This is a genomic window from Dyella terrae, from assembly GCF_004322705.1.
In the GTDB taxonomy this organism is placed as follows: domain Bacteria; phylum Pseudomonadota; class Gammaproteobacteria; order Xanthomonadales; family Rhodanobacteraceae; genus Dyella_D; species Dyella_D terrae.
Window position 1 is genome coordinate 285729 of the sequence record NZ_SIZZ01000002.1, and the last position, 20534, is coordinate 306262.

Annotated in this window: 18 protein-coding genes; 8 read left to right on the plus strand and 10 right to left on the minus strand. The window is 64.6% G+C overall.

What is annotated here, in order from left to right; genetic code table 11:
* Nucleotides 1-178: 178 nt before the first annotated feature.
* A complete protein-coding gene (gene dnaG, locus EYV96_RS12175; RefSeq protein WP_131151826.1) occupies nucleotides 179-1936 on the minus strand; it encodes a DNA primase in 1758 nt (585 codons plus the stop codon).
* Between the two features lie 45 nt (nucleotides 1937-1981).
* Here dnaG and EYV96_RS12180 point away from each other — a divergent pair, with 45 nt between their 5' ends.
* Entirely contained in the window at nucleotides 1982-2608 is a 627-nt protein-coding gene (locus tag EYV96_RS12180) for a GNAT family N-acetyltransferase (RefSeq protein WP_205746162.1), read from the plus strand.
* A gap of 41 nt (nucleotides 2609-2649) precedes the next feature.
* Here the strand turns inward: EYV96_RS12180 and EYV96_RS12185 are convergent, their stop codons facing one another.
* From EYV96_RS12185 to rpsU, 3 genes are all read right to left on the minus strand, one after another.
* Entirely contained in the window at nucleotides 2650-2820 is a 171-nt protein-coding gene (locus tag EYV96_RS12185; RefSeq protein ID WP_131151827.1) for a DUF1328 domain-containing protein, read from the minus strand.
* Nucleotides 2821-3012: 192 nt separating this feature from the next.
* On the minus strand, nucleotides 3013-3456 hold the full coding sequence (locus EYV96_RS12190; protein ID WP_131151828.1) for a GatB/YqeY domain-containing protein: 444 nt from the start codon (nucleotides 3454-3456) through the stop codon (nucleotides 3013-3015).
* Nucleotides 3457-3660: 204 nt separating this feature from the next.
* A complete protein-coding gene (gene rpsU, locus EYV96_RS12195) occupies nucleotides 3661-3876 on the minus strand; it encodes a 30S ribosomal protein S21 (protein WP_014404075.1) in 216 nt (71 codons plus the stop codon).
* 82 nt (nucleotides 3877-3958) lie between these two features.
* Between rpsU and tsaD the strand changes: the two genes are divergently transcribed.
* The 5 genes from tsaD to EYV96_RS12220 all read left to right on the plus strand — a co-directional run bounded on the left by tsaD (nucleotide 3959) and on the right by EYV96_RS12220 (nucleotide 8351).
* Nucleotides 3959-5005 (plus strand): tRNA (adenosine(37)-N6)-threonylcarbamoyltransferase complex transferase subunit TsaD, encoded by a 1047-nt coding sequence (tsaD, locus tag EYV96_RS12200; protein ID WP_131152442.1) that lies wholly within the window; start codon nucleotides 3959-3961, stop codon nucleotides 5003-5005.
* Between the two features lie 128 nt (nucleotides 5006-5133).
* Nucleotides 5134-5499, plus strand: coding sequence for a dihydroneopterin aldolase (gene folB, locus EYV96_RS12205; protein ID WP_131151829.1), 366 nt, complete (start codon nucleotides 5134-5136; stop codon nucleotides 5497-5499).
* A 149-nt stretch (nucleotides 5500-5648) separates the two neighbouring features.
* Entirely contained in the window at nucleotides 5649-6884 is a 1236-nt protein-coding gene (locus EYV96_RS12210) for a mechanosensitive ion channel family protein (RefSeq protein WP_240732491.1), read from the plus strand.
* A gap of 30 nt (nucleotides 6885-6914) precedes the next feature.
* A complete protein-coding gene (gene folK, locus EYV96_RS12215; RefSeq protein ID WP_131151830.1) occupies nucleotides 6915-7397 on the plus strand; it encodes a 2-amino-4-hydroxy-6-hydroxymethyldihydropteridine diphosphokinase in 483 nt (160 codons plus the stop codon).
* Between the two features lie 96 nt (nucleotides 7398-7493).
* Nucleotides 7494-8351 carry a DUF6159 family protein gene (locus EYV96_RS12220; protein WP_131151831.1) on the plus strand — a complete coding sequence of 286 codons (858 nt, stop codon included), beginning with the start codon at nucleotides 7494-7496 and terminating at the stop codon, nucleotides 8349-8351.
* A gap of 39 nt (nucleotides 8352-8390) precedes the next feature.
* Here EYV96_RS12220 and EYV96_RS12225 read toward each other — a convergent pair whose 3' ends face one another.
* Both EYV96_RS12225 and EYV96_RS12230 read right to left on the minus strand, forming a co-directional pair.
* A complete protein-coding gene (locus tag EYV96_RS12225) occupies nucleotides 8391-9137 on the minus strand; it encodes a pteridine reductase (RefSeq protein WP_131151832.1) in 747 nt (248 codons plus the stop codon).
* A gap of 82 nt (nucleotides 9138-9219) precedes the next feature.
* Nucleotides 9220-9894 (minus strand): EcsC family protein, encoded by a 675-nt coding sequence (locus EYV96_RS12230; protein WP_240732495.1) that lies wholly within the window; start codon nucleotides 9892-9894, stop codon nucleotides 9220-9222.
* A 221-nt stretch (nucleotides 9895-10115) separates the two neighbouring features.
* Between EYV96_RS12230 and EYV96_RS12235 the strand changes: the two genes are divergently transcribed.
* Complete coding sequence (locus EYV96_RS12235; protein WP_131151833.1) at nucleotides 10116-12275, plus strand: TonB-dependent receptor; 2160 nt, start codon at nucleotides 10116-10118, stop codon at nucleotides 12273-12275.
* A gap of 87 nt (nucleotides 12276-12362) precedes the next feature.
* A complete protein-coding gene (locus EYV96_RS12240; RefSeq protein ID WP_131151834.1) occupies nucleotides 12363-13556 on the plus strand; it encodes a class I SAM-dependent methyltransferase in 1194 nt (397 codons plus the stop codon).
* Here EYV96_RS12240 and EYV96_RS12245 read toward each other — a convergent pair.
* From EYV96_RS12245 to adhP, 4 genes are all read right to left on the minus strand, one after another.
* Nucleotides 13551-15779 (minus strand): YfhO family protein, encoded by a 2229-nt coding sequence (locus EYV96_RS12245; RefSeq protein ID WP_131151835.1) that lies wholly within the window; start codon nucleotides 15777-15779, stop codon nucleotides 13551-13553. The genes EYV96_RS12240 and EYV96_RS12245 overlap by 6 nt on opposite strands.
* Nucleotides 15780-15874: 95 nt before the next feature.
* Nucleotides 15875-17878 carry an LTA synthase family protein gene (locus tag EYV96_RS12250; RefSeq protein ID WP_240732497.1) on the minus strand — a complete coding sequence of 668 codons (2004 nt, stop codon included), beginning with the start codon at nucleotides 17876-17878 and terminating at the stop codon, nucleotides 15875-15877.
* Nucleotides 17879-18132: 254 nt separating this feature from the next.
* Complete coding sequence (locus EYV96_RS12255; RefSeq protein WP_131151836.1) at nucleotides 18133-19356, minus strand: multifunctional CCA addition/repair protein; 1224 nt, start codon at nucleotides 19354-19356, stop codon at nucleotides 18133-18135.
* Nucleotides 19357-19408: 52 nt separating this feature from the next.
* Nucleotides 19409-20434 (minus strand): alcohol dehydrogenase AdhP, encoded by a 1026-nt coding sequence (gene adhP / locus EYV96_RS12260; protein WP_131151837.1) that lies wholly within the window; start codon nucleotides 20432-20434, stop codon nucleotides 19409-19411.
* Nucleotides 20435-20534: the final 100 nt, after the last annotated feature.

Sequence of the window (20534 nt, forward strand, 5' to 3'; positions counted from 1 at the left end):
CCACGTCCTTGCCGTTCGTTGCCGTCCCCTCCCACGGGTGGGCCGGGCGATGATCCCACAGGGGGCCGTTCAGGCCGATCACCCATGGGATGGAACGTCCAAGAATAACCGGAAGCGGGGCGAAGACTGGAGTCCGGGCTATGGCGCGGTGCAGCGTAGGCGTGGCGATGCCTTCGGGTCAGCCGGGACCTTCGGCAGCGGTCGCGGGGCGGGCGCGGGCTGCCAGCAGTTCGCGCAGCTCGGCCTTTTCGGCGCCCGTCAGCTGGCCTTCGCGGCTCTTGCCGGTGAGGAACAGCCGGCGCTGATCGGCGGCGAGCTGCTCCATGCGTTGCAGGGCCTCGAAGAACTCCACTCGCTGAAGTTCGGGCTCGCCTGCCATGGTGGCGGCCATGAGTTTGGAGAGCGCGCCGTACTCGCTGCGGTCGCGATAGTGCTCGACCATCATGGCGGGGCTGATGCCGGGACGGGAGCGCGCCAGATCAATCAACTCGGCCAGAAGATCCACGCCGGGCTTTTCCAGGCGCAGGAAGCCGTAGGGGCGCTCGACCTGATCCGACATGCCTGGCTGCGTCAGCAACAAGGCGATCGTCGTGCGCACGAGACTGCGCTGGATGCTGACCGTGTTCGCTGTCGGACGCTTGGCCGGTTCGGCCTCGAACACCGCCCGGGCACCGGTACGTTTCTGGAGCTCCTGGCCCATCAGATCGCGGAATGCGCCATCGGGCAGGCGTGCGATCAGCGGACGCGCCCGCTCGGCCAGCCGGGCTCGACCATCGAGACTGGCCACGTCGACATCGTGGGCGAGTTCGCTGAAGAAGTACTCGGACAACGGCGTGGCGTTCTTCAGGCGCTGCTCGAAACCTGACTTGCCTTCCTTGCGGATGAGCGTGTCCGGATCCTCGCCATCGGGCAGGAACAGGAAATACGCCTGACGACCGTCGCGCAGCCGCGGCAGCGCCGATTCCAGCGCCTTCCATGCTGCCGCACGACCGGCGCGATCGCCGTCGAAGCAGAACACCACGTCGGGCGCGGCACGGAACAGCACTTCGGTGTGATCGGGCGTGGTCGCGGTGCCCAGCGTGGCTACCGCGATGGGCAGCCCCGCCTGATGCATGGCGATGACGTCCATGTAGCCTTCCACCACCACGATGCGTTGCAGGTTGCTGTTGGCCTGCTTCACCTGCCACAGCGCGAAGAGTTCGCGACCCTTGTGGAACAGCGGGGTTTCCGGCGAATTGAGGTACTTGGGGCCGATGTTCTGGTCGGCCGATTTCTCCTGCAGGATGCGGCCGCCAAAGGCGATCACGCGTCCCCGCCGGTCCATGATCGGGAACATCAGGCGTTCGCGGAAGCGATCGTATTTGTTGCCGCGCTCGTTGCTCGCCACCATGCCGGCTTCGTTGAGCAACTGCATGCGGCGCGAATCGGTGCCGAGCTTCTTGATGACGCCGTCGTAGCCGGCCGGCGCCCAGCCGATGCGGAAGCGCGCGATGGTGTCGGCATCCAGCCCGCGCTTCTTGCAGTAGGCCTGCGCCTCGGTGCTGCGCGGCAGCTCGCCTTCATACCAACGGGCGCTCGCGTCGAGGAGGCTGTAGAGGTCGGTGCGGTCCTCGCGAGGCGCGTTGTCCCGGCCCCCTTCGTAGGGCACTTTCAGACCAACGTTCTGCGCCAGTTCCTCGACCGCGTCCGGGAACTCAAGCCGGTCGTAATCCATCAGGAACTTGATCGCGCTGCCGTGCGCGCCACAGCCGAAGCAATGGAAGAACTGCTTGGCGGGGCTGACGTAAAACGACGGCGAGCGTTCGTTATGGAACGGGCAACAGGCCGTCCACTCGCGCCCGGCCTTCTTCAGCGGCACGCGCCGCTCGATCACGTCGACGATGTCGACGCGGGAAAGCAGTTCGTCAATGAAGGTGTCGGGAATGCGGCCTTTCATCCGTGTAGTGTAAGGCCTGTGCCATCCACGTCAGGGGAATCGTTTGTGGCTCAACCCATCGTTTTTCGTCCGGCGCGTCCCGATGACATCGACGCGGCCGTGCCCTTGATCCATCAATCCGGCCCCGCCGCCTTTGACTATGTTTTCAGCGTGCCCGGCGTTGGGGATGCCCAGGCCTTCCTGCGCCACGCCTTTGCCGAAGGCGGGGGCGAGTTTGGGTGGCGCAACCATCATGTGGGCGAGCTGGATGGCCGCGTGGTCGTGGTCGGTGCGGCGTATGGTGGCGACACCCATTGGCCGTTCACGGTGGCGGCGGCCCGGCAGATCCTCGGGCACTTTGGCTGGGGACGGGGCGCCGGGGTGATCGTGCGCGGATTGCGCGTGGAGGGCGTCATCCCGCCACCTTCGGGCGCCATGCTCTACCTGGCGCATCTGGCGGTTCATCCTGAGCTGCAGGGCAGGGGCGTGGGCGGGGCGCTGATCGACTATCTGGCGGCGCTGCGCCGCGACCCATCCCTTCCTTTGACCCTCGATGTCTCGGCGGCCAATCCACGCGCCCAGGCCTTGTATGAGCGACTTGGCTTCGTGGTGACGCGGGAACGTCCCTCGGCCTTGTCCAACGCCCAGGGCGCCGTGGCGGCGCATCGTCGCATGGAGCGACGCCAGGGTTGAATCTGCGGCCCGCCCATCCCGCGGATGGGCGGGCCTTGCCGCTACGCCATCTTGAGAATGCCGAAGACCGCGAGCAGCGCGATCAGGAACAGGATCAGGAAGATGGCGAACAGGATCTTGGCGATGGTGCCGGTCGCACCGGCGACGCCGGTAAAGCCGAGCCAGCCAGTGACCAGGGACACGATGGCGAAAATGATGGCCCACTTGAGCATGCTTTCTCCCTCTTGAGGTGGCGCCGACGTGTCTGGCGCGGTGGGGGAGGTTTAGCGGGCGAAATGTGAAGACGGCGGCTGCCGCATGCAGCGGCGCGCGGGGCTGTTCAGGTTTATCACGATGACGTGAAGGGAACGCCCGGCGGCACGCCTAAGGCCCCGGTGGGGCGCTTCCGATCACGATGGCGAAACTCAGGCCAGGCGGGCCTTGATGCGGCCGGACACCACGGCCATGTCGGCGCGGCCGGCGGCCTTTTCCTTCACGGCGGCCACCACCTTGCCCATGTCGCGGGCCGTGCTGGCGCCGGTTTCGGCGATGGCAGCGTCAATCAGGGCGTCAATCTCAGCTTCGCTGAGCTTGGCCGGAAGGTAGGCCTCGATCACCACCATCTCGGCCTTTTCGACGTCGGCCAGGTCCTGGCGGCTGGCGGCCTCGTACTGGGTGACCGAGTCACGGCGCTGCTTGAGCATTTTTTCCAGCACCACGAGGGTCTGGGTGTCGTCCAGCTCGATGCGCTCGTCCACTTCACGCTGCTTGACGGCGGCCAGCATCAGGCGGATCACCGCCAGGCGATGCTTGTCGCCGCCACGCATGGCGGTCTTCATGTCTTCGGTGAGCTGCTGCTTGAGGGACATGTCACTCTCCGTGGTGGCGTGAAGAAAATAGCGGAAACACATAAAGCCGGCGTTGCGCATGGGCAACGCCGGCTAATGCTTGAGCTATGAGGCAGTGGCAGCGGATGAACGCGCCAACTGCCGAGCCGTGCCTGATCCTGGAATGCCAGGAAGGGCGCCGAGGGCGCCAAAAGTCAGCCGATCCGCGCGGGGCGGATGACTAACTCAGTACAGGCGGGTGCGACGCGAGGTATCGCGCGAGAGACGACGCAGGTGACGCTTCACCGCGGCGGCACGCTTGCGCTTGCGCTCCTGGGTCGGCTTTTCATAGAACTCGCGCTTGCGGGTCTCGGCCAGAACGCCGGCCTTTTCGCAGGTGCGCTTGAAGCGACGCAGGGCAAGCTCGAACGGCTCGTTCTCGCGAACTTTTACGCTGGGCATGGAAACTCCGAGTGGTAAACTAGCCCGTCTGATCGGGCGAGCCGCGAAGTATAGCGTGGACACGACACAAATTTCAAAGCCCATCCTGGGCATAGAGACGTCTTGCGACGAAACCGGCGTGGCGGTGCTGCGCTGGGAGCCGGACGCGCCGGGTAAAGGCCTCCTTTCCCACACCCTTTACAGCCAGATCAAGCTCCATGCCGACTATGGCGGCGTGGTGCCTGAGCTTGCCAGCCGCGACCACGTGCGCAAGCTGCTGCCGCTGGTCCGCGAGGCCCTGGCCCAGGCGGGCCTGACGCCCCAGGACCTGGGCGGCGTAGCTTACACGGCCGGTCCCGGCCTCGTCGGAGCCCTCCTCGTAGGCGCCTCCGCGGCCCGGGCCATGGCCTGGGCCCTGGGCGTGCCGGCCGTCGGCGTGCACCACATGGAGGGCCACTTGCTGGCTCCCCTGCTCGAGGAAGACCCCCCGGAGCCGCCTTTCGTGGCCCTGCTGGTGTCCGGCGGGCACTCCATGCTGGTCGAAGTCCGCGGCATCGGTGAATACCGGATCCTCGGCGACACGCTGGACGACGCCGCTGGCGAGGCATTCGACAAGACCGCCAAGCTGATGGGCCTGCCCTATCCCGGCGGCCCGGCGCTCGCGGCACTGGCCCAGCAAGGCCGCCAGGGCGCGTACCGCTTCTCCCGGCCCATGACGGACAGGCCGGGCCTCGATTTCAGCTTCTCGGGCCTCAAAACCCAGGTATTGCTGGCCTGGCAGCAGTCGGACCAGAGCGAGCAAACCCGCGCCGACATCGCGCGTGCCTTCGAAGAAGCCATCGTCGACACCCTGGCCATCAAATGCAGACGCGCCTTGCAGGCCACGAACACGCACCGCCTGGTCATCGCCGGCGGTGTCGGCGCCAACAAGCGCCTGCGTTCCGAGCTGGCCGACGCCGGTGCGAAGGAAGGCTTCAAGGTGTATTTCCCGCGCCTGCAGTTCTGCACCGACAACGGCGCGATGATTGCGCTTGCCGGCGCCATTCGCCTCGCCGCGGGCCAGCATCAGGATGCGTCCGTGCAAGTGTTCCCGCGCTGGGATCTGGAGTCGCTGCCACCTGCGCTGGCAGCGGGGAACGGTGAACAGTAAACAGGAAGCGAGAAACAGAAAACGGTGAACGGGAAAAGCAGGCCCCTCAAGTAGACACTGCATCCGTCTCTACGAAGCGTTACGCTCTTACCCGTTTCCCCTTCCTCCCTTCACCGTTTACCGCTCCTATGGACATCGTTTTCATCGAAGACCTGCGCATCGACGCCGTCATCGGCATCTACGACTGGGAACGACGCGTGCGTCAGACCCTGTCGTTCGACATCGAAATGGCCTTCGACAACACGAAGCCTGCGGCAAGCGACAACATTGCCGACACGCTCAACTACAAGGACGTGTCCAAGCGCCTGATGGATTTCGTCGGCAGCTCGAGCTTCGGCCTGGTCGAAACACTCGCCGAGCATTGCGCCGCGATCATTCGCGAAGAGTTCGGCGTGAGCTGGGTGCGTCTGAAGCTGTCCAAGCCGGGCGCCGTGCGCGGATCGAAGGCCGTGGGCGTGCGCATCGAGCGCGGCGACAGGTTGCGCTCAGACTGATCTGACAGCGTTTGAACGAAAGGGCGGGTAAGCTCGCACGCTTGCCCGGAACGCCATTCGTTCGCTGTGCACCTTTCCGGGGGATCGTGCCGCGTTGATTCGTGTGGCCTGCTCGTCGTGCGGATCGTCCCGCCGAACAGGAGTCGCCCTTGGATAACTGGCAAACGCTGTTGACCGACACATGGATGCGCGGCATCGCCGCCGCGGTGTTGATTGTGATCGTGGCCTGGATCACTGGTGTGCTGACGCGAACCTTTCTCTCGCGCGTCGTGCATCGCGTCACCCTGAAAACGGCCTGGCGTTGGGACGACGCGCTGTTCGAGCGCGGGACGTTCCGCTGGCTGGGGCGCATGGTGCCCACGATCGTGATTCAGTTCGGCGTGCCCCTGATCCCGGGGCTGCCAGCCAACATTCAGCAACTCATCGTCGATGTCGCCACCGCGCTGATGGTGTTGTTCGCGGTGATGGCTGTCAGTTCCATGCTCTCGGCGATCGAGGATCTTTATCGCCAGGGCTCGGGCCAGCGCTCCATCAAGGGCGTGATGCAGCTGCTCAATCTGGCGCTCTTCATCTCCGCCGCGCTGGTGATCATCGTCAGCTTTACCGGCCGCAGCGTGGGCTGGATGCTGTCGGGCATCGGTGCCATGTCCGCGGTGCTGATGCTGGTGTTCAAGGACACCATCCTCGGCTTCGTGGCGGGATTGCAGCTGTCCTCCAACGACATGCTGCGCGTGGGTGACTGGATCACCATGCCTTCGGCGGGTGCGGACGGCGATGTCATCGACATCACGCTCTATACCGTGAAGGTGCGCAACTTCGACAAGACCATCGTCACCATCCCTACCTGGAAGATGATCTCGGAGAGCTACCAGAACTGGCGCGGCATGTCCGAATCCGGTGGTCGGCGCATCAAGCGCGCTCTGTACATCGATGCGGCCAGCGTGCATTTCCTGGAGGACGACGAACTGGCATCACTGACGCGATTGCGGTTGTTGCGCGAGTACCTCGGCGTCCAGGGCGATGCGATCGCCCGCTGGAACCGCGAGCTCGGTGACGATGCCGAATGCGAAGGAAATCGTCGTCGCATGACCAACCTGGGTACCTTCCGTGCCTACGTGACGACGTATCTGCAGAGCCATCCCGACGTCCATGAAGACATGACCTGCATGGTCCGTCAGCTTCAGGCAGACGAACACGGCGTGCCGCTGGAGATCTACTGTTTCGCCAACACCACGGTGTGGGCGAAATACGAGACCATTCAGGCGGACATCTTCGACCATCTGATCGCCTTGCTGCCGGAGTTCGGCCTGCGCATGTACCAGCAACCGTCGGGGCACGATGTGCGGGAGGTGCTGGTAAGCGCCGCACCCGGAAGGGCAGAATGACGGCTCCCTGATTCGCGCCGACGACCCCGCATGTCCCGTGTTTACCTGAGCCTGGGCTCCAACGTCGATCCAACACGTCACCTTCACGCTGCCATCGACGAGTTGCGAGAGCGATTCGGCGACATCACCGTGTCGCCGGCGTATCGCAGCAAGTCGGTCGGATTTGACGGCACGGACTTCGTGAATCTGGCTGTGGGGATCGATACCGACCTGCCGCCCGAAGGCCTCAATGACTGGCTGCACGCGCTGGAAGATCGCCACGGCCGTCGCCGCGACGTGCCGCGCTACTCGGACCGCACGCTCGACGTGGACATCGTGCTGTATGACGACCTGGTGCTCTCCGGCGACCATCATCTGGAAATCCCGCGCAACGAGTTGCGCCACGCCTTCGTATTGCGGCCGATGGCCGATATCGCGCCGGAGGTGAAGCATCCGGTGACGGGCGAAACCCTGTCGGCCTTGTGGGCGGCGTTTCCGGCAGGCAAAGAGCCGCTGGAAGTCATCGAGCTCTAGGCTCACATTTTCACCGATACCTTGCATCGAAGCACTGTCGCCACCCTCCTGCCGGTGTTATCACTAGCGCCCTCAAACACGGATGGGGGGAGCAAGATGGCAGGCAAGTTCGCCCGTAGTTGGGCTTTGATGAAAGCGAGCGCGGATATCCTGCGTTCGGATAAGTCGTTGATGGTGTTTCCGTTGTTGTCAGTCGTGTGCTGCCTGGTCGTCGGCGCAAGCTTTCTGATTCCGATTGGTTTTGCCTTCGCTGGCATGCAAGAGGCCGCTGGTGGGCGTGTGGCCATGTCGCCGGCCATGTATGCCGCGCTGTTCGTGTTCTACCTGGCGCAATACTTCGTCATCATTTTCTTCAACACGGCGTTGGCCGGCGTGGCGCTCAAGCGTCTGCGCGGCGAGCCGGCAAGCGTGGCCGAAGGCTTTGCCATTGCACGCTCGCGCATTGTCAGCATTTTTGGCTATGCGCTCATCGCGGCAACGGTCGGTTTGATTCTGCGATTCCTGCAGGAGCGCCTCGGCTTCCTCGGTCGCCTGGTCGTCGGCATGTTCGGACTTGCCTGGACGGTGGCCACCTTTCTGGTGGTGCCGATGCTGGCGAGCCAGGATATTGGGCCGCTGGAAGTGGTCAAGCACAGTGCCCAGCTGCTCAAGCGCACCTGGGGCGAGAACATCATCGGCAACGCCGGGATTGGCCTGGTGTTTGGCCTGATCACGCTCGTGGCAGTCCTCCTTGCGGTTGCGCTCATTGCTGGGGCGGCCGCGACCGGATCGGTGGCTCTGATCATCACGGCGGTCGTCGCGGCAGTCTTTGGCATTACCACGCTGGCGCTGATCCAGGCCTCGCTGCAGGGCATCTATTCGGCCGCCCTGTATCGCTACGCTGAAGAAGGCACCGTCGGCGTGGGCTTCGATCAGGCCATGCTCGAAAACGCCTTCCGCATCAAGAAGAAGTAAGTTCCGGCGTGCGCGCGGCATCGTCCGCGCGCATGGCTGTCAGATCCCGACAGACCGCCCGCCATCGATGCGGATGATCTGTCCCGTCACGAACGGCGCGTCGCGCAGCAGCCACAACACGGCGCTGGCGACATCATGCGGTGAGCCTGCACGCTGCAAGGGCGTGCGCGTGAGCATCGCCTGCTGGTCATCGTAAGGCTTGCCGTCGCTGGGCCACATCACGGCGCCGGGCGCCACGCCATTGACGCGAATTTCCGGGCCCAGGTCGAGCGCCAGCGTGCGCGTCATCGCCAGCAAAGCGCTCTTGGCCATGACGTAGATCGGGTGATGGGCGAGGGCGCGTTCGGCGTAGATGTCCACCATGTTCACCACGGCGCCATGGCTGGCCCGAAGCGCCGGTGTCGCCGCTTGCGTCAGGAAGAAAGGCGCCTGTGCGTTGGAAGCGAACAGCTCGCTCCATTGTTCCGGTGTCGCCTTGCCCACGGGTGTCGGGAAGAAGGCGGATGCATTGTTGATCAATGCATCGAGCCGGCCGAACTGGGCCACGGTCATGTCGACCAACGCCGGCAGCGCTTCAAGATCGGCAAGCTCCGCTTGCAGCACCAACGTGCTCGCGGCACGGCGCGCTTCCAGTTCCTGTGCCAGTGCATGCGCCTCTTCCACCGATTGGCGGCAATGCAGGGCAAGGTCGTAGCCGGCGCCATGCAGGGCGCGCGCGATCTCCGCGCCCACGCGCTTGGCGGCACCCGTGATCAGGGCGACCGGGCGCTCCTGGCGTGAACTCATGCGTGGCTCCTGCGTGCATCGACGTGACGCGCAGCTTGCCGCAATCGGCGGCAAGCGTCATTCCGCAACGCAGTGTGCGTCGTCATGCGTGATGCGACGTCTTGCGGCGCACGGGGTGCTTGCCATCGTGTGGCAAGGCTTCGCCTTCGGGGGCTGCCTCGGTGTCGAACTCACCACCGAACATCGCGATCGCCGTGCTCGCGACCTGTCCCGTGTCGTAATACGCGTAGGCGCCGACACCGAGCGCGCCGACCACCGGCAGCCAGCGCGACACGCCCTTGCCAACGGCGCGCTGCGAGATCTTCACGCCGATGCGCTTGGCGACATGCTCGGCCACCTTGTACGACATGCGCCGGAACAGCAGTCGATCGCCCATGCGCACCACAAGGTCGCGAAACGCCTGGGCTGCCGTGTGGCGAAACAGGCACCAGAGCATCTGCTCACGCCCGAGATCGGCGTGTTTGCCGTAGGCGGCCGCGATATCGCTCACCATCTGCGCCTGGATTTTCCAGATGGCCACCAGCTCCGGAAGGATGGTCAGCCAGCCCATCGGGCCGGGCGGCAGCGCCAGGGAGCCGGCGGTGAGCGCCGCGCGCTGGGCCGCGCGATTAGCCAGCCGCCTTGCCTCCGTGGCAGGGTCGGGACTGTTGTCGACCTTGCTGTCGGGAATGCGGCTGACGAAATCCAGGATGGCCTGCGTGATGCGGCTGTGGTCGTCGGTGATGACGGCGGGAACCTGGGTACTGCGCTGGCTCATGCCCCTGTCTCCAAAGATGCCATGCGCCCAGAGTCTAGGGTCACTTCATGAAGCTGCTGCGAATACGGCGGCCGCCACCACGGCCAGATTTTCCTAAACCCCGCCTGTGGCAAGAACTTACGACAGATGCCTATGACTTCTGGGGCAGGTGCCGGAAAGGTTAGAATGGCAATGTTATAACGTATCGAAACCGCCCCGATCCCCCCCTCCAAGAGTCACCCATGAAGCGCACCTTGCTCGCTGTCAGTCTTGCCATGGCCTTGCCCCTTGCCGCCGTCCAGGCCCAGACAGTGCCCACCGCTGCGCCGCCCCCGGCCAGCAGCGAAGGTGCCTCGCCCGATCAGCATGCCGACAAGGTCAAGCAGCTCGGTGCCGTCGACGTGACGGCGGCGCTGGATCAGTCGCGCAACGCCTTGTCGCCGGACACGGGCAGCAGCCAGTACGTGATCGATGCCAAGGCCATCGCCCAATTGCCGCTGGGCGACTCCACGCCGCTGAACAAGGTGCTCCTGCAGGCGCCGGGCGTGGTGCAGGACTCCTACGGCGGCGTGCATGTGCGCGGCGATCACGCCAATCTCCAGTACCGCGTCAACGGCGTGATCCTGCCCGAGTCGATTTCGGGCTTCGGCCAGACGCTGGACGCGCGCACGATCAAGAGCATCAAGCTGCTCGATGGCGCGCTGCCGGCGCAGTACGGCCTGCGCACCGCCGCCGTCGTGGACATCACCACCAAGAGCGGGCATGACCTGGGCAACGGTGGCAGCGTCGGCGTCACCGCCGGCTCCTTCGGTACGCTCAACCCCAACGCGTCCGTGTGGGGCAACAGCGGCAACTGGAGCGGGTTCTTCACCGCCAACTACATGGAGAACGATGCCGGCATCGAGAATCCCACCGACAGCCGCAAGCCGATCCATGACCACACCAATCAGGTAAAGGCGTTCGGCGACATCACTTATCTGATCGACAATCAGACGCGCCTGAGCTTTCTGTTCGGCCTCAGCAACAATCGCTTCGACATCCCGAACAACCCGAACCAGACGCCGCAGTTTGGCTACCTGGATATCACCGACTTCGACTCGGCCAAGCTCAACGAGCGCCAGCGCGAGAACACCCGCTTCGGCCTGCTCGCCTTGCAGGGCAAGCTCGGCAGCACCGACTACCAGGTGTCCGTCGGCCAGCGTTACACCAGCGTCAACTTCATTCCCGACCTGGTCGGCGACCTGATGTTCAACGGTGTCGCCTCCAACGTATCGCGCGACAACCGCGCCAGCACCCTGCAGGCTGACTTTTCCACGCCGATGGGCGACGCGCACACGTTGCGCTACGGCCTGTACGGCAGCTTCGAGCGTGCCGGCAGTGGCAACGACGCGTGGGTGTTCCCCGCCGATGCCGACGGCAACCAGACCAGCACCACGCCGGTCAACATCGTCGACAACAATCGCCTGACCGCGAAAACGTGGTCCGCCTACGTGCAGGACGAATGGAGCATCGGTGAGAAGTGGACGGTGAACTATGGCCTGCGCGGCGACTGGTATTCGCTCGCGCGCACCGAGAGCCAGCTCAGCCCCCGCGTCGGCCTGATCTACCAGGCGACCGACAACACCACGATCCATGCCGGCTACTCGCGCTACTTCACGCCTCCGGCGACCGAGATGATCACCACCTCGAACATCGCCAAGTTCGACGGCACCACCAATGCCGTGTCCAATCCGGGCAACGCCACGCCGCTGGCCGAGCGCTCCGATTACTTTGATGCCGGCATCTCGCAGAACGTCACGCCGTCGCTGACGCTGGGCCTGGATACCTACTACCGCAAAGTCCATCGCCTGCAGGATGAAGGGCAGTTCGGCGCGGCGCTGGTCTACTCCACCTTCAACTACCAGCGCGGTCACGTCGGCGGCGTCGAGTTCAGCGCCAACTACGACGAGGGCCCGTGGTCGGCCTACTTCAACCTGTCCTACAACCGTGCGATGGGCAAGAACGTCATCACCAGCCAGTACAACTTCTCGGTCGAAGACCTGGCCTACATCGCCGATCACTACATCCACCTCGACCACGACCAGAAGTACACCTCGTCCGGCGGCGTGAGCTATGCCTTCGCGGACAGCACGCGCATCGGTGCGAACTACGTCTTCGGCACCGGCCTGCGCCGCGATGGCGAAGTGCCCAATGGCGATCACCTGCCGGCGTACTTCCAGCTCGACCTGAGCGTGTCGCATGACTTCAACTTCGACAGCACCGGCAAGCTGCACACGCAGCTGGCGCTGATCAATGCGCTTGATCGCACGTATGAATTGCGCGATGGCACCGGCATCGGCGTTGGCGCGCCGCAGTTCGGGCCACGTCGTGGCCTGTACCTGAGCTTGCAGAAGGATTTCTGATCGTATCTCTGGCGTGAACGCTGCGTCGCCGGTCCGGTCACGCGCGTTCCGCTAGAATCGCCGTGTTTCCTACATGGCATCCACGGCATGGCCTCCCGACTTCCCGAACCCAGCGCGGATGCGCGCGCGCATTCCGATCGCCTCGTGCAGCACCTGCGCGAACACCTCGCCGCGCACGGGCCCATGCCGTTCTCAGAGTACATGGAGCGCGCGCTGTACACGCCAGGCCTTGGCTACTACAGCGCCGGTTCGGCCAAGTTCGGCGAGGCAGGCGACTTCATTACCGCGCCGGAACTGGGGCCGCTTTTCGCGCGCACCGTGGCGCTGGTGCTTGCGCCGGTCATTGCCCTGATCGGTGACGAAGCCGACTTCCTCGAACTGGGTGGTGGCAGCGGCGCGTTCGCCGAGCATGCGCTGCAGGGTCTCCAGGCTGAGAACAGCCTGCCGCGTCGCTATCTCATTCTTGAACCCAGCGCCGACTTGCGCGAACGTCAGCGCGAACGCCTCCAGGCCGCACTGCCCGCCGAACTGTTCGCGCGCGTGACATGGATCGATCGCCCGCCGGAGCAGGACTGGCGTGGCGTGCTGTTCGCCAACGAAGTCATCGATGCTTTGCCGACCACGCGCTTCACCGTGCGCGAGGGTGAGATCTACGAGGAATACGTCGCGCTGGATGGCGAAGGTCGCCTGATGCGCGTCGATCGCCCGGCCGACGCGCTGGTGGCTGGCGCCGTGCGTCATGTCGAACGCGATACCGAAACCGAATTCGCCGACGGCTACCGCTCCGAAGTGCTGCCGCAGCTGCCGTACTGGATGCAGGCGATCGCCGCGTCGCTGGTGCAGGGCGTCATGCTGTTCATCGACTACGGCTTCGTGCGTCGCGAGTACTACCAGTCCGATCGTCGGGACGGCACGCTGATGGCCTACTATCGCCACCACGCGCACAACGATCCGTTCTTCCTGCCTGGCCTCAATGACCTCACCGCTTCGGTGGATTTCACCGCGCTGGCCGAGGCGGGCAATCAGGCGGGCTTTGGCGTGGCCGGTTACATGCCGCAAGCGCACTTCCTGCTTGCGGGCGGTTTGCAGCAGGCCTTCGAGGCCAGTTATGAATCGGCGACCGACGAGGCCCAGCGCTACGCACTGTCGCAACAGGTCAAGCGGCTGACCATGCCCGAGCAGATGGGTGAGCGCTTCCAGGCCATGGTGTTCGCGCGTGGCATGGACGTTGTTCCGCTGCCAGCGGACCTGCTGGCAGCGGACCAGGGCGATCGCCTATAGCTTTGACGCCCGGTGACGTCGCCAGGCTTCGGCAACCATCGTCCACGGCTGGAAGCGGAAGCTCAGCTCGTGCTCGCCCGCTGGCACGCAGACGGCACGGAACATGCCGTTGGCGCGATGCGTGGCGACCGGTGCGCCGTCGATGCGCGCCTGCCAGCCCGGAAAGTCCAGTTCACTGACCACGACCCAGCCCGCGCCCTGCGGTGAGGATGTGCGCAGGCTTAGCGACGTGTGTGAGTGCTGGATGTTCGACACCGCCACGCGTGCCGCGCAGGACGGTGCAGTGGACAAGGCTTCCGCGCGATCGGCTGCATCACGCGGTGTCAGCCAAAAGGCATCGCGGAACGGCGTGGTGGCCCATTGCTCCGGCGTGGGGCCTGCATCCGACGTCAGCATGGTGGTCGGCATGAGGATGCCCGGATACGCGCGCGTGTTGCGCCACACCTCCGTATGGCCCTCGAGGACCTTCTCAAAGCCTTCGGGCATGCCGGCGTCGGCTACGCCCGGCGCGGGTTGGGCCCGGATTGCAAACTGCGCATTCAGCAGCCCGCTGACCGTGCCACCTGGCCCAGCGTTGTAAGGACGCACGGGCCACGGCTCCTGCATGCTGACGCGTGCGCCATACCACGTGTCGTAGAGGGCATATCGCAGCGGGTTGTAGCCCTGCGTCGAGCGAATGCCGGCCACCATGACGAGATTGTCCCAGCCGGCAAGGACCTTGACGGGTTCCACGCGTGCAGGCAGCCCAAACGCCGGGTCATTGGCGTGGGCCAGGAGATAGTCCGCCGCGCCGTCGCGCATGACGAAGCGCGAGTAATCCTTGCCTTCGTTGAACGTGCCATTGAGATTGAAACTGCGATAGTCGACGACGACGATCGCCATCAACCAGAACACCAGGTGCGCCGGCGAGACGCGCAGCCGCCAGTACGCGACGGCGCAAACCAGTGCAGCGGAGATGCTTGCGACCTGCCAGCGCACGCCATCCGCACGCATGGTGAGGCTGGCCACCACCAGCCAGAGCGCGGCGATGGCGAGGATGCGTGAGCGCTCCCGGGTGTCGGCAAGGTTGAGATGGGTCGCGCCCACGGCTACCGCCATCGCGAGCGCCAGATTGATCAGGTAGGCGGCGTCGGAGGGGCGGCGGAACTGTTTGACGCCCGGCAGCCACTGGTAAAGCCATCCATAGAACGGAGTGTGCGTGCCAAGGCCATAGAGGATCGCCAGGAGGACGGCGCTGGCCAGAAAGATCAGCAGCGTGCGCTGACCCGACATCCGCCACGCCCGGCCGAGCCCGAGCAGCATCAACGAGGGCAAGGCACCGATGTAGAAGAACGCTTCGACGATCGACGCTGGGCCGTCGTACGGCCCGCGCAACGCATGCAGGCCATTGGGCAGCAGGAGCGTGATGAAGGAGCGCCAGGTCAGGGAACCCGGCGTGGCCGCGTCGAGAGGCAGTTCGGCACGGTTGGACAGCGAGGCAAAGGCTGCGCTCAACAGCAACTGCGGCAGCGCCAGCGCCAGCGCCAGCACGCCCGCGATCAACACGCCGGCCAGCCACATCCAGCGTTGCCGCACGACATACGCCGACCACTGCGACCACGTCGCCACGATGCCGAAGCCGATCAGCATCAGGGCCATCAGGTACGAGAACTGCACCAGCGAAGTCAGCATCAGGCCCGCGCCCAGCCCCAGCAGCGCACCACGCCCGAGGCACGGCGCGGCGATGAAACGCTGCAAGGCCAGCCACACGACTGGTGCCCATGCATAAGCAATGACGATCGACACGTGCTCGAGCCGGGCAGACGCCACGCCGCCGGCGAGATACACCAATGCACCAAGGAGCGCGCCCAGCTCGCTCGTCTTCAGGTGACGCAACAGGGCGAGCATGGCGCACGCGCCCATCAACAGGTGAAGCAGCACGCCCCACGCAAACCAGGTCTGGCCCGGCATCGCCGGAATCATCATCCAGCCGGTGATCAGCGGCGAGAAGAGCATGCCTTGCGGGTCGGCGATCTGTGGATAGCCACCGTAGATATACGGGTTCCACCAGGGTGCCAGGCCATGGCGCAGGCTATGGGCGTTGAAGAACAGCGTCGGGTAAAACTCATCGGCGGCGTCCCAGGGCAGGACGCGCTTGCCCAGCAGCAACCGTGCATGCAACACGAACCATGCGAGGGCGAGCGCGCCGAAGCTTCGCCACGGCGAACGTTGCCACCAACTCATGCAGTATCCCTTTCACGCAGGCGGTCACGATGCGTGACACGCGATCCGCTGATTGTGAGGGAAAAGCGGGCGTCAGGCGACGCCCGCTCGAGGTTTCAGTGCAACACGACCGAGCCAGCCGGCGCCGGTTCGCCATTTTCCAGCGGCTTCACGGGCGTGTTGTCGTCCGGGCGCTTGCCCAGGCGCTGCGTTTTGTAGAGGTTGGCGGCCACTTGGTAGTACGCCGTCGCCTGGTCCACCTGGGCCTGGTCCACCGGCTTCACCGGCGTGCCGTCGCCCGTTTCGAAATCGGGCTTCATCTGCTCAAGCTTGCGCTGCGGTTCAAGCACCGTCAGTACGTCACCCTGCAGGAAGCCGAGCTTCTCGTAGGTCGCCGGGAAGGCACGCTCGCGGCCCGGTTCGGCCTGGAAGATGTCGTAGCCAAAGAAGCGGCTGCGGTAGCTGAAGTTCAGCAGGCCAAGCACCGTCGGCATGATGTCGATCTGGCTCATCTGGCGATGGATGCGCTGCGGTTCGATGTGCTTGGGCGCGAAGATCCACAGCGGGATGTGATAACGGTTGATCGGCACGCTGGTGCGGCCGGCGCTCGACGCGCAGTGATCGGCCGTGATGACAAAGATGGTGTCATCGAAGTAAGGCTTCTCGCGCGCACGCTTGATGAAGTCGGCGATCGACCAGTCCGTATACGCCACGGCCGCTTCGCGCGTGCCGTTCTTCTGCGGTACGCGATTGGCCGGCACCGTGAAGGGGCGATGGTTGGACGTGGTCATGATGTGCAGGAAGAACGGCTTGCCGTCCTTGTGGATGCTGTCCATCTGGCCCAGCGCCAGCGTGTACAGGTCTTCGTCGGCCACGCCCCAGACGTTTTCGTGATGGATCACGGCGTCCTTGGGGATGTCGTTGCGATCGACCGCGCGATAGCCGTTGTGGTTGAAGAAGTAGTTCATGTTGTCGAAGTAGCCGTAGCCACCGTAGACAAAGTCCGACTGATAGCCGCGATCGTTGAAAACGTTCGCCACCGAGAACAGATTCTCGTTGTTATGCGCCTTCACCAGCGAATCGCCCGGCGTGGGCGGAATCGCCAGCGACAGGGCCTCCAGGCCGCGCACCGTGCGGGTGCCGTTGGCGTAGAGGTTGTCGAAGAACAGGCTGTCGTTGACCAGTGCGTCGAGGTTGGGGGTGATGCCGCGATCGTCGCCGAAGGTCTTCATGAAGTCGGCCGAGAAGCTCTCGATGCTGATCAGCACGACGTTGAGGTGCTTCTCCGGGCCGGCGTGGCGGATTTCGCGCGTCAGATCGTACGGGTCGTCATTGATGAACGTCGCCTCGGGCGTCTTCAGCATGGCGCGCACGTCGCGATACGCTTGCTCTTCGGGCAGCGTCAGGTAGAAGCGCGAGTAGTCGAGGTGGCTGCTGCGGAAGGCGGCGAAGAATTCGAAGATGCCGTTGCCAGACAGCTCATTGACGAAAGTGTTGTCGGTGCGGTCCTTCAGCGTGCCCTTGACGCCGATCGCCAATACGACCGTCGCCAGCAACCACACCAGCACCACCTTGCCGCGCTGCAGGAAACGCGTGCCGCCGTCCTGTGTGCGCAGGCCGCGACGCGTCACAAACACGATGACCAGCACCGCCAGCGCGAGCAGGCTCAGCCACTTGCCGATCGGATAGGACTCGCGGATATTGCCGATGACTTCGGTGGTGTAGACCAGATAGTCCACTGCAATGAAGTTGAAGCGCGTGCCGAATTCGTTCCAGAACACCAGCTCCGACGCGCCCACGAACATCAGCCAGTAGAGCAGGGCGGCGCCGATGATGTAGAGCGCCCATTGCCCCGCGCGCGAGACGTACGCACGGCGCGGCATCAGCCACAGGAAAAGCACCAGCGGCCAGGCGACGAAGACGAACGTCACCAGGTCATAAACGAAACCGACGCCAAAGGCATAACCCCAGTAGAGCAGGCTGTGCGGCACGCCGCTTCCGGACATGTAAAGCAGGATCAGGCGCGTGAGTGCACCCAATACGACGTAGGCAATGCCCAGCCACCAGAGTGGGCGGAATCGCTGGCGCAGCGGGCTGGCGTGAATGTCAGTCGAGCTCAAGGGGCGACTCCGAACACAAGTGGTTGAATTAACCTAATTTTACAAGGGCGTTACAGCAAGACGAGCTTTATACCCGGTTTTGTCTTAGGAGCGCATTTGTTGTTCGGGAGGTGGGACTGGAGGAGGAGGTGGCATCTCGTCGGCCGGTACTCGCTACCTTCCCCTTTGCCGTCATTCCGGCGCAGGCCGGAATCCAGTGGAGTACGGCGTGCGCAGCACACACTAAAGAGGGGGCTATATCTCTCGAAACCTCGTCAACCCCGCGCCACCCCATCAATCGCCTTCACCCTTTCCCTCTCCATCGCCTCACCGACGGCTGGCCCCTGCAACCCCCTGGCCACCAGCGGTCCCGCCTGGATCGCCGCCGCCGCATCCCGCGCCGCGCGCAGAAAGTCGGCCTGCGGATAGGCATCGTTCTCGTGCCCGAGGCGGCCCCGCTTGTCGGCCAGGCAGGCGGCAAGAAACACATCCAGCCTTTCAGGGCGACGCAAGGCATCGAGCGACATCAGCAGCTTCAGCACGGTCGACGACTTGAGCTCGAAGGCCCGGTGCGCATTCAGATGCTCGCGGCACACGCGCTCCGCCAGGATGGCATGCTCGGTCGGGACTTTCAGTCGCGATGACAAGGCTTGCAGTGGTTCAAGCCCGGCATGCTCGTGGCCGACATGGCGGGGTAGTTCGTCGGCGGGCGTCAGCGCTTTGCCAAGGTCGTGCGTCAGCGCGCAATAGCCCACGAGGTCGTTGCCCGGCGCGATGCGTGCGGCGGCATCGACCACCATCTCGACATGCACGCCGGTATCGATCTCGGGATGGAACTCAGCGCGCTGCGGCACGCCGTAAAGGGCATCCACTTCCGGAAACAGGGCCGCCAGCGCACCGCTCTCGCGCAACACGCGCAAAAAGGCCGACGGTTGCGCTTCGCCAAGGGCGCGGCGTGTTTCCTGCCAGACGCGTTCGGGCACCAGATGATCGACCTCCCCGTCGCGCACCATCTGCTGCATCAGCGCCATCGTTTCCGGCGCCACCGTGAAGCCCAGCGGTGCGAAGCGCGCGGCAAAACGAGCGACGCGCAGGAGGCGCACGGGATCCTCGACGAACGCATCGGACACATGGCGCAGCACGCGCGCCTCGATATCGGCGACCCCATGGAACGGATCGACCAGGCTGCCGTCTTCATCCTGGGCAATGGCATTGATGGTGAGGTCGCGGCGCGCGAGGTCTTCCTCCAGCGTCACTGACGGGTCGGCCTGGAACGCGAAGCCGTGATAGCCGCGCCCGGTCTTCCGTTCGGTACGTGCGAGCGCGTATTCCTCACCCGTCTTCGGATGAAGGAACACGGGGAAGTCCTTGCCGACGGGACGGAAGCCCTGCGCCAGCATGTCGTCGGGCATGGCGCCCACCACGACGTGATCGTGGTCGGTGACGGGACGCTGCAGGAGTTGGTCGCGGACGGCGCCGCCGACGAGGTAGATGCGCATGGGCCCGATTCTAAGGGCAGCGGACGCGCCGGCGGCAACCGACGCGCGTGGCTTACCCCATGTCGAGCACGATGCGTCCTTCGATCTGCCCCTTCTGCATGCGCTCGAACACGCTGTTGATGTCGTCCAGTCTTGCCGTGGAAACGGTGGCCTTCACCTGGCCGTTGCCGGCAAACGCGAGCGCTTCCTGCAAGTCCAGCCGGGTGCCGACAATCGAGCCGCGCACGGTGACGCCGCCCAGCACCATGTCAAAAATGGGCAGCGGAAAACTGCCGGGCGGAAGCCCCGTGAGTGACACCGTTCCACCGCGACGGACCATGCCCAGCGCCTGCTCGAACGCTTTGGGCGAAACCGCCGTCACCAGCACGCCGTGCCCTCCGCCTATCTCCTTGCGGATAAAGGCCGCCGGATCGGTCTTCATGGCATTGACCGCCACTTCAGCGCCCAGCTTTTTGGCGAGCTCGAGCTTGGCGTCGTCGACGTCGACAGCGGCTACGTGCAGTCCCATCGCGCGTGCGTACTGCACGGCCATGTGGCCGAGCCCGCCAATGCCGGAGATGACGACCCAGTGACCCGGCTTCGCCTCCGTGACCTTCAGGCCCTTGTAGACCGTGACGCCAGCACAGAGCACCGGCGCGATCTCGATGTAGTCGGATCTCGCCGGGAGGTGACCGACATACGCCGCATCGGCGAGCGCGTAATCGGCGAAGCCGCCATTCACCGAATACCCGGTGTTCTGCTGTGTTTCGCACAGCGTCTCCCACCCGCCGAGGCAGTACTCGCAGTGACCACACGTGGAATGCAGCCACGGCACGCCGACCCGGTCACCTTCCTTCACCACGGTGACGCCCTGGCCGACTGCCGCCACTTCGCCGACGCCTTCATGTCCGGGGATGAAAGGCGGGTTCGGCTTCACCGGCCAGTCGCCGTCGATGGCGTGCAGGTCGGTGTGACAGACGCCAGAAGCGCGAATGCGCACCAGAATCTGTCCCGGGCCCGGCGTAGGCACCGGCACTTCGCGAATGTCCAGGGGTTTGCCAAAGGCGGAACAGACGGCGGCTTTCATCGTGGCAGGCATGGCCAGGGCTCTCCGTGGACTGGGCAAGGAAGTCATCGTAGGGATGCTTCTGCATGGAAATTGCGAACAGTCCTAGTCCCGGACAAGGAAAAGCCCCGGG